This is a genomic window from Gilliamella apicola, assembly GCF_003202655.1.
Lineage (GTDB): Bacteria > Pseudomonadota > Gammaproteobacteria > Enterobacterales > Orbaceae > Gilliamella > Gilliamella apicola_R.
Genome location: NZ_QGLR01000018.1, coordinates 270,752 through 281,818, shown reverse-complemented (window position 1 = coordinate 281,818; position 11,067 = coordinate 270,752). Strand labels below are relative to the sequence as shown.

Here is an 11,067-nt window from a genome sequence, read left to right as displayed (position 1 = left end):
CTATGTTTTATCCAGATCTTTTTGATGTCATCGTTGTTGGTGGTGGCCATGCCGGAACTGAAGCAGCTATGGCATCAGCAAGAATGGGACGAAAAACATTACTTTTAACCCACAACATCAATACATTAGGTCAAATGTCATGTAATCCAGCTATTGGTGGTATTGGTAAAGGACATCTAGTCAAAGAAATTGATGCTATGGGTGGACTAATGGCACACGCCATTGATCTTGCAGGGATCCAATTTAGGATCTTAAATAGCAGCAAAGGTCCTGCGGTAAGAGCTACTCGTGCTCAAGCAGATCGATCCTTATATCGCAAAGTTATAAGAACAACGCTTGAAAACCAAGAAAATTTAATGTTATTTCAGCAATCTGTTGAAGATGTGATCATTGAAAACGATCAGATCACCGGCGTTGTTACCCAGATGGGTGTCTCTTTTAAAGCAAAATCGGTTGTATTAACCACAGGTACTTTTTTAGATGGTAAGATCCATATAGGCTTGGATAATTATAGCGGTGGTAGAACAGGCGATCCTGCGTCGATCGGCCTTTCTAAATCTTTACATCAATATCCATTTAGAATGGGACGTTTAAAAACAGGAACACCACCACGTATTGATGCTAGAACCATAGATTTTTCTAAATTAGGCACTCAATATGGTGATGATCCTGTACCTGTCTTTTCATTTTTAGGCGATGCTAAGCAGCATCCTAAACAGATCCCATGTTATATAACCAGTACTAATGAAACTACGCACGAGATCATTCGCAATAGCTTAGATCGTAGCCCTATGTACACAGGTGTGATTGAAGGTGTTGGACCACGATATTGTCCCTCTATCGAAGATAAAATAATGCGTTTTGCAGATCGTAATTCGCATCAGATCTATTTAGAACCTGAAGGTTTAGATAGCAATGAAATTTATCCTAATGGGATCTCGACCAGTTTACCTTTTGATACCCAATTAGCGTTTGTTCGTAGTATGAAAGGACTGGAAAATGCCAATATAGTAAGACCAGGTTATGCGATTGAATATGATTATTTTGATCCTCGTGATCTTAAACCTACATTAGAAAGCAAAGTGATCAAAGGTTTATTTTTAGCCGGTCAAATCAACGGTACTACCGGTTATGAAGAAGCTGCTGCACAAGGAATGTTAGCTGGTTTAAACGCGGCAAGATTTGTATATGATCAAGATCAATGGTATCCAACACGTGATCAAGCTTATTTAGGTGTATTAGTTGATGATCTTTGTACGTTAGGAACTAACGAACCTTATCGTATGTTTACTTCTCGTGCTGAATATCGTCTAATGTTGCGTGAAGATAATGCTGATATTCGTTTAACCGAAATAGGCCGAAAACTAGGCATGGTTGATGATTATCGTTGGCAACGTTTTAACGAAAAATTTGAAGCGATTGAACAAGAAAGATCTCGTCTTCGTGACATTTGGGTTCATCCTCATATTGAAACTATTGATGAAGTCAATGCGGTATTAAGTGCTAATCTCACTAAAGAGGCCAATGGTGAAGAGTTACTTAAACGCCCTGAAATGAGCTACAAAACACTACAGTCATTGTCTCTTTTTGCACCAGGCTTAACCGACCAACAAGCGGCAGAACAAGTTGAAATTCAAGTTAAATATGATGGTTATATAAAATTACAGATAGAAGAAATTGAAAGACAAAAACGTAATGAAGAAACCCTTATTCCTGAGCATATTGATTATGCAGAAATATCCGGGTTATCTAATGAAGTCGTCGCTAAATTAAAACAACATAAGCCGGTTTCAATAGGCCAAGCTTCACGTATTTCTGGTATTACACCGGCGGCAATTTCAATGTTATTAGTTTATTTAAAAAAGAAAAACTATGTTAAAAAAGAAACTCATTAATCTTATTGATCAAACGGATCTTTCGATCACTTCGCAGCAAATTGATCAGTTGATCGATTATGTTGAGATGCTTAATAAATGGAATAAGGCTTATAATCTAACCGCGGTACGTGATCCTAGTGAGATGCTAATTAAACATATTATGGATAGTTTAGTGGTATCGCCTTATTTAGTTGGCAATACTTTTATTGATGTGGGAACGGGTCCTGGATTACCTGGGATCCCTTTAGCTATCATTAATCCAGATAAGCAATTTGATCTGGTTGATAGTTTAGGTAAAAGGATCCGCTTTTTAAAACAAGTTCAATTTGAATTAAAATTACAGAATATTCAACCAATTCAAAGCCGTATTGAAGAATATAATCAAAAACAATTTGATGGTGTTATCAGTCGAGCCTTCGCTTCTTTACAAGATATGCTAATTTGGTGTAAACATCTACCTAATCAACAAGGATCTTTTTACGCATTAAAAGGTAGTGATCTTGATGCGATCCCGGAAGGATTTGTGCTTAAACAAAATATAAAACTTTCCGTACCCGAGTTGGATGCTGAACGACGTTTAATGATCATTGAGTAAATGGAAAATTGATCTAATCTTTTTTAGATCAATTTTTACGTCTCTTCAAATAATCCTTAATGCCATCAACTATGGCTTTAGATACTTGATTTTGGAAGGACGTGGTTTTGAGCTTTTGCTCTTCGGTTATATTACTAATAAAAGCTGTTTCAACTAAAACCGATGGAATATCTGGAGCTTTTAATACGGCAAAACCGGCTTTTTCGATCGACGGTTTATGCAAATTATTTACCTTTTTCATGCGATTTAAAATAGCACTACCCAATAATACACCATTAGAGAGCGTGGTCTTTTGGACTAAATCTAAAATAGTATTATCTAAATATTTATCACCACTGCGACTAACACCACCTATTTGGTCAGCATCATTTTGAGTTTGTGCTAAATAACTTGCTGCAGAACTACTCGCTCCACGGGTTGATAAAGCAAATACTGATGATCCTTTAACTGAACGGTTAGTAAATGCATCTGCATGAATAGATACAAAGAGATCGGCATTTAAAGATCTTGCTTTTGCTACGCGGACTTTTAAAGGAATAAATACATCTTCATTACGTGTCATATAGACTTTTATATTTGCTTCTTTTTTTAGCAAGTTATAGGTTCGCCGAGCAATTTGTAAAACAATATCTTTTTCGCGGGTTTTTTTGTAGCCAATCGCTCCAGGATCTTCTCCTCCATGACCAGGATCAAGCATGACAATAATGGGGGAATTTTTCTTCTTATTGGTTGGTGATTTTATTTGTGCCTGTTTTTTATTTAGATCGCCTCTTTGATACTCCTCTAAAAGGGTAAGTAAAGGATCATCGTCAGCAGAAGCTGATTTAGATGGATAAAGATCAACAACTAATCGATGTTTAAATTCAGCGATTGGCGACAATGTAAAGGTATTTGGATAAAAGTCTTGTTTTAATTCGACCATAATACGAACAGTACTTGGCGCTAACTGTGTCGCTTGGATGGATTTAATAAAGGGATCATTATTTAATATTTTGGTCGAAATAGTTTTTAATGTTGGATTTAAGTTGAGATTATCTATGTCAATGACCATTCGATCTGGATTGAATAGTTGTGCACATTTATAGTTAAGTTTAATATTTGACTCTAATGTTATTCGTGTATAGGTTGATGATGGCCAAACACGCACAGCAATAATTTGAGCCATTTTCGCCGCAAAACCAACTCGAGTAACCGACAACAAACAAGTCGCAATAACGCCTTTAATCAAAAAACGTTTTGTTGGACTAAATGTTTTTGACATACCTAAACACTTTTATATTAGTAATATTAATAGGATAAGAATGATAGCATAAAAATAAATAGAATGATTATTATAATTATCTGTTTATTAGGAAAATAATTTATTTTTCTTATAAATCAAAAATATTATTGATAATGAAAATGATTATCATTATTATCTGTTATTCTGTTTTTATAAGTTCTATTTTGATATTAATGAAAATCTACCAAAAAATTTGGATATTGCTTAAACCCTTCTGGTTTTCTCGTCACAGTATTTTTTCAGGTCTTTTATTTTTTTCAATTTTAGCGATGATCTATTTATTGGTAGAAATACAGGTTTGGCTTAATAATTGGAATAGTGATTTTTTTAATGCATTAGAAAAAATTGATGCTAATAAACTCAAAAATTTAGTCTTTTGGTTTATTGGCGTACTTGCCATATTGATTATTGTGCAAGTGAATAAATCTTGGTTAATAAAATTATTAAATATTCGTTGGCGTAAATGGTTAACTGAATATTATCTTAATCTTTGGTTAAAAGATAATCAATATTATTACTACTTACTTGAACATAAAGATCAGCAAATTGATAATCCTGATCAGCGAATAGCTGAAGATATACGAATGTTTATTGATAGGTTTTTGGCTTTAACATTAGGATTTATACAGTCTTTCTCTATGTTAGTCACATTCATTATCGTATTATGGAATGTATCAGGTTCTTTGGAATTTGAACTATTTAATCAACAGTGGAAAGTGAAAGGTTCATTAGTTTATTGTGTTTTTATTTTTGTTCTGATTAATAGTTTTATCGCTCATTTTATTGGTAAAAAAATCAGGTATCTAAATAGAGAAAAACAGAAAAGTGAAGCTAATTTTAGAACTGCATTAATTAATCAACAAACTAATGCTGAAACTCTGGTGCTTGATGAAGAAAACCAGAATAAGCAAAAAAATGAACTTAACCAACTTTTTTATTCAATTAAAGAAAACTGGCATAGATTGATGAATTGCCAACGAAATCTAGAATATTGGCAAGTTTTACATCAACGAATCAGTACAGTTATTCCTTTATTTTTACTTATTCCTATCTTTATTGCGGGAAAAATTAATATAGGGGGATTAATGAAAGCGAGACAAGCTTTCATGTTAGTTGCAAATAATTTAAGTTGGTTTATTAATAAATATGATGATTTAGCTGAATTTGCCGCTATTGTTGATAGACTTTATCAATTTCATATAGCTATTGAAAAAAAACATCATAATCCTACCCAAATCGGTGAAAAAATTGTTGTCAAAAAAGGTGAAATTCTATTACCTAATAATATTAATTTATTAAAAAATATAAATATTTCATTAAAAAAAGGTTGTTGGTTATATATTAAAGGACGATCTGGAATAGGTAAAACAACATTATTAAAAACAATAATGGGTGTTTGGCCTTATGCTAAAGGACTATTTATAAAGCCTGAAAAAATATATATGGTAACGCAAAATAGCTATATTCCAACCGGAACATTAGCTGATGTATTAAGGTTTCCTAGTCAAGGTAACATTTGCGAAAATATTCTTATTTCCACCCTAATTAAAGTCAATTTAGCTCATCTTATACCTAATCTTAATGCTCATCATCAATGGCAGAAAATATTATCTAGCGGTGAAAAACAACGGATTGGTATCGCTAGAGTTTTATTGAAAAATCCTGAATGGCTGTTATTGGATGAAGCAACAAGTCATCTAGATGAAGAGTCAGCATTAACCTTATTAAAATTATTAAAACAAAGTTATCCTCAAATGAGTGTATTGGTTGTATCACATCAAAATCAAATAGCACAACAAGTAGCAGATAGCATATATCAGTTGGAAGCAGACCAATGAAAACAATAAAAATATTATTTAAAGGAAATAAAGATGAAAAGAACGCTATTATTCATATTAATAACGTCTGTACTTGGTACTGCAAGCGCTAGCGATAATAAAGATATTCAATGTCAACAAGATGATAAAAGTTGTCAACTACAGAAAAATAAAGTAAATGAAGTAATGATTGTACATGCGCCAACGCCGGTACCAGTAAGTGGCAATACTTACTATGATTATATTGATATAGATAGGCTTCCTACTCGTAACGGAAATATAAGTGATTTACTGAAATCAAATCCAACGGTGCGTTTTAATGAATCAATGCGCAATAGTTTAAATCAAGGTTCTATCGATCCAGAAAATTTATCATTTCATGGAGCATCACCTTATCAAAATTTATTCTTAATTGAAGGTATTAGTGCAACAAATAATATCGATCCAGCTAACACAAACATGGTAGATAATGGCGTTAATATACCAAGTAATTCTCAAGGTTATTTTATTGATGTAGCCTTATTAGATAGTGTTCGAGTATTTGATAGTAATGTTCCTGTCGAATTTGGTCAATTTAATGGTGGTGTTGTCGATGCTAAACTACGAAAATTTAGTGGGGATGATAAATTAAAAATCAGTTTTAGAACATCACGTGATAATTGGACTAAAGAACATATTAATAGTCGTGATAGAGAGAGTTATGAAGCAGGTGGTAATGGTTCAACTAAAGTATATAGCCCAAACTTTACAAAATATTTTTATACCATTAGTGGCGATAAACAATTAACAGATACATTAGGTTTTACTGTTGGCTTTTCGCACCGGGAAAGTAATATGAATCGATATTCTCAGGGCAATCAAAATATAAAAATCCGTCATGAAAATACCGATCAAATTAATACATTTCTGACTAAATTAACATGGCTTGCTACTGATACGGCAACACATAATTTAGTTATCAAATATAATCAATCTAATCATGAAATCCAAACACCTGAATTTATAAATTCGGGACGAGATATGGGAAGTAAATCGTATGGTTTGGCGTGGGAGTATGAACAGCTATTTAAGGTGGGTAAATTAAATTTAAACATTGGTTGGGATCATATGAGTAATTATACTAAAGCCAATGCAACAACTCTTATGACACAAATGCCTTGTCTTTATTATCCTGAAAGTAACAGTTGTACTATTGGTGGGCAAGGACATATATCACAATATATTGAAAATATTACCTCTAAAGCTAGGTGGGATTTTAATCCATTTTATACGGGTTTAATCGAACATAATCTTTATTTAGGTGGTGAGTTTATATCTACTGATGCAGAAACAAAAAGGTATAATGAATCAGAAACTTACATATATAGAAAGAAAAAAAATAGTAATGTTTATCAAGTTATGAATCACTATAAGTATCAAAAAGGTAAGGGTTCATTAGATATAAAACAACAATCATTTTATTTGTCTGATACCATTAAGTTAGAGCGTTTTTCATTCACTCCTGGTATTCGTTATGATCATGAGTCTTTTTTAGATAATGATCATCTATCACCGCGATTACGAACGGAAATAGATGTATTTAATAATAATCAAACAATGTTAACTGCTGGTTACAATCGCTATTATGGAACTAGCTTTCTAGGTATGGGATTACGCGATATACGTTCTAATTTACGTTACAATGCGGTAACCGGTGAAAAAAAAGTAAATATTACTCAGTATAAAGATTTAAAAACACCTTACACAGATGAGTGGGCTATAGGTTTACAACAAAAAATCATCGGTTTTATTGTTGGTGCTAATTATGTAAATAGGCATGATAAAGATCAAATTTCTCGAGTCTCTATCCCTAATGGTTATGCTTATCGTAATGATGCTAAAAGTAAAACAGATTCTTATAATTTTAGTGTTAAACCAATTGAACCTTTTAAAATACAAAAATTAGAAGTTATGCCTCAACTAGTTTTAAGCTATATGGATAAAAAGAGTAACTCACGGCTAGAAACTGGTTATGATGATGATTATACGTCTCGTTATGATGAAGTTGTCTATAATGGTAAATTAATAAAACATGAAGATTTGCCAGCTGTTGATTATAACACGCCTTGGATTGCTTCATTTAATCTTGATTTTAATATACCTGATTATAATATTTTATGGGCTAATACTTTTACTTATCAAAGTGGCCAAGATGCCAGGATTATCGCTCGAAAAACAGATAGTTGTTATAACTCAAATTATAAAGATATAGCAAGACATTACTGTGATGTGTCACTAGGTTCTGCGGTTATTTGGGATGCCAAAGTGAAATGGAAACCTCATTTTATTCCTAAAGCTCCTTTTACCATTAGTGTTGATGTATTAAACGTTTTAGATCGAGTACACGCGGTTCCATATAATAGTTCATCGGCAATTCTTCCAAGTAGTTCAGCAATTACTAACTATGGTGCTGGTCGACAATTTTGGTTACAACTGGATTATGAATTTTAATTACTAACTATTAGTTTTTATTTACAAAATTATGTAAGTAACAAATATAAGTAATTAATTTAAAGGGAATAAAATATATGATAAAAAAAATTAGCCAATTGATTTACTTAATTATTTTTATAAGTTTTCAAACTTGTTTGGCTTCATTACCTGCCAATTTAATCTCTGATGATGAAAAGGTAGTAAGGGGTTCGTTAAAAAATGGTATGGACTATATTATTTACCCACATAGTAGTCCTAAAGGACAAGTTAATTTTTGGTTACAAATTCATTCAGGTTCATTACAAGAGGAAGAAGATCAACGAGGTATAGCTCATTTTGTTGAACATATGCTGTTTAATGGAACGCGTGATTATCCTAATAATAGTGTTATTGAAGAATTTGAAAAATTAGGCTTAAAGTTTGGTCGAGATGTTAATGCCTACACTAACTATAGTGAAACGGTTTATCAATTTAATATGCCAAGTGATAATCAACAAAATATCTCTAAAGTAATGAATATTTTTTATAACTGGGCATCGCAAGCAACATTTGATCCAAAGGAAGTCGATGATGAGCGAGGTGTAATTGTCGAAGAATGGCGAGCTAATCAAGGTTTAAAATGGCGAAATAGTATGCAAAGATATCCTTTTACTTTAACTGATTCTCGCCATTTAATTCGTGAACCAATAGGTTTAATGGACACTATTAATCATGTTTCACCACAACGGATTAAAGATTATTATGAAAAATGGTATCAACCTCAAAATATGACTTTTATTGTAGTTGGTGATATTGATGTAAAATATGCAAAAACGATTATTGAGAATACTTTCTCTTCTTTGATGAATAAAAATATTGTTAATAATGAAAGTTATAAAACACTAAATTACCAAATACCAGCCATTAATAAGGCGCGTTATAATGTTATTAGTGATGATGAAAATACAGTAAACAGCTTTGCTATCATATATCGTTATCCGCGAATTTTTGCTAAAAATGAACAAACATTTATTGAGCAAACCACTTATAGTTTGTTAACCCAACTGTTTAATCAGCGTTTTCATGACTTAATTCAAGAAGGTAAATTAACAGATGCTCAATCGGGAGTATCAATGGTTTCCCAGTTAGGAGATGATTATCAAGCTTCTTACTTTAGAATTGTGGCTAAAAAAGACGATCTTAAAGGGGCAATTAATAGCTTAATGTTAGAACTTGAACGTATTGATCGTTTTGGTTTTACTCAACCTGAACTTGAACGCTTAAAAAAAACGCAACTATCCTATCTTAAAAATGCTGCCGAAAATCCAGAAAGTCGTGATGCCAAAATGTTAATTTCACGAATTGATAATGCTTCTTTATATAATTTACCGATTATTTCGCCAAAAGATAAGTATCGATTAACATTAAAAGCGTATGAAGAACTTGATTTAACTAAAATAAATCAAGCTTGGCTAACATTGCGTCATGGAGAAGATAAAATTTATGAACAAATTGTTACAAAACAGATGGAAGCAAAAGCATTAACACCAGAGCAATTAGTACAATTAAATGACCAAGTGAAACAAACTGAGTTAAAAGCTTATCAACAAAATTTGCAAGAAAAACCATTAATGAATACATTTCCAGCTACTGGGAAAGTAACGCTTCGTGAAAATTTAAAAGATAATGCAACGATGCTTACTCTGAATAATGGTGCTAAAGTAATTGTATATCCAACAACATTTGATGATAGTAATATTAGTGTTATGGCTATTGGCCAACGAGGTGCGTTAAGTTTTTCTGATAATGACTATAATGCGGTGCAGTTTGCTAATAAAGTGGTTAATAATAGTGGATTGGGTGATCTTTCAGCCTCAGAATTAAAAAGTTGGATGGCGCAAAATCTAGCTAACATTAATACTATATTACAAGATCATCAAACGATTATCTCTTTAACGGGGAATAATAAAAATATCGAACCTATTTTCCAATTAATATATCAGCGATTTAATGCTACTAAAGTTAATCAAGAGATATGGAAAGTCATTAAACAGTCACAAGAAAATGAGATTAAAGCTTTAGAAATTCAACCTCGTTCACAATACGATCAAGCAGTATATCAATTAAGATATCAAGATTCTCGAGCATTACCTATTAGCCAACAACAACTTGATGCTATCGATAACAATCAGTTTCTTAAACTTGATCAACAGTTATTTAGTGATCCTAGTCAGTTTACTTTTATTATTGTTGGTAATATTAACCTTGATGAAATATCAAATTTGTCGGAAAAATATTTAGCCAGTTTAATTAACAAAGATTTTAGTTTGCCACCTTCTCGAGAATTAAATCGGCTAAATTCGCAACAGAATATTATTATTGAAGGTGAAAAAGAGCCTTATACACGGGTGATAAATTTTCGCTATAAGCCACTTTCAAGATCCTACGATGAAAAGACAAAACAACAACTGGCAGCGTTTAATTTTGTGTTAAGCCGCGATCTAAGAGTTGAAATTAGAGAAAAACAATCTGGCGTATATAGTATTGGCTCTATTACGTCTATTAACCCTTACGTTAATGAATTTGTCTATCGTTTTAATTTTAGTTGTGATCCTAGTAGATATAATGAACTAATTGAATTAAGCAAGAATATTATTGATAAGCGTATAGAAAAAGGTATCACTAGGGAAGAGTTAGCTGAGTATAAAAAAATTCAATTAAGAACAGCTAAATTACAAAAAAGCAGTAATGCTCAAATAGCAAGATTATTAGCAAATAGCTTGTCAATTTATCAGAATATGTCTTTATTTGATAATATCGAAAGTTACATTGAAGATTTAACAGTTGAAAGTATTAATCAAACAGTTAAACACTTTTTTAATGGTGGTTTGATTGAATCAACAGCAATATTAAAACCGAATGATATTTCACAACAATCTGAAAAATAATTATTTTTTATAAATTAGCTATTTTTCATTTTTCAATCAATGATTAAGGTAATATAAATTCTGGTTTTATATTGCCTTTTACTATTTTTAGTATAGA

General features: G+C 31.9%; 6 protein-coding genes. 5 read left to right on the top strand and 1 reads right to left on the bottom strand.

Annotated features, from left to right (window positions below; genetic code table 11):
• Positions 1-2 precede the first annotated feature (2 nt).
• A complete protein-coding gene (mnmG, locus tag DKK70_RS16335; protein ID WP_110434933.1) occupies positions 3-1,895 on the top strand; it encodes a tRNA uridine-5-carboxymethylaminomethyl(34) synthesis enzyme MnmG in 1,893 nt (630 codons plus the stop codon).
• Positions 1,873-2,472, top strand: coding sequence for a 16S rRNA (guanine(527)-N(7))-methyltransferase RsmG (rsmG, locus tag DKK70_RS16330; RefSeq protein WP_110434932.1), 600 nt, complete (start codon positions 1,873-1,875; stop codon positions 2,470-2,472). Before mnmG ends, rsmG begins: the two co-directional genes overlap by 23 nt.
• Positions 2,473-2,500: 28 nt before the next feature.
• Here the strand turns inward: rsmG and DKK70_RS16325 are convergent, their stop codons facing one another.
• A complete protein-coding gene (locus DKK70_RS16325) occupies positions 2,501-3,733 on the bottom strand; it encodes an N-acetylmuramoyl-L-alanine amidase (RefSeq protein ID WP_110434931.1) in 1,233 nt (410 codons plus the stop codon).
• A 134-nt stretch (positions 3,734-3,867) separates the two neighbouring features.
• Between DKK70_RS16325 and DKK70_RS16320 the strand changes: the two genes are divergently transcribed.
• The 3 genes from DKK70_RS16320 to DKK70_RS16310 all read left to right on the top strand — a co-directional run bounded on the left by DKK70_RS16320 (position 3,868) and on the right by DKK70_RS16310 (position 10,970).
• Positions 3,868-5,592, top strand: a complete 1,725-nt coding sequence (locus DKK70_RS16320; protein ID WP_110434930.1) for an ABC transporter ATP-binding protein/permease — start codon at positions 3,868-3,870, stop codon at positions 5,590-5,592.
• Between the two features lie 33 nt (positions 5,593-5,625).
• A complete protein-coding gene (locus tag DKK70_RS16315) occupies positions 5,626-8,061 on the top strand; it encodes a TonB-dependent receptor plug domain-containing protein (protein WP_110434929.1) in 2,436 nt (811 codons plus the stop codon).
• A gap of 77 nt (positions 8,062-8,138) precedes the next feature.
• Entirely contained in the window at positions 8,139-10,970 is a 2,832-nt protein-coding gene (locus DKK70_RS16310) for a M16 family metallopeptidase (protein ID WP_110434928.1), read from the top strand.
• Positions 10,971-11,067: the final 97 nt, after the last annotated feature.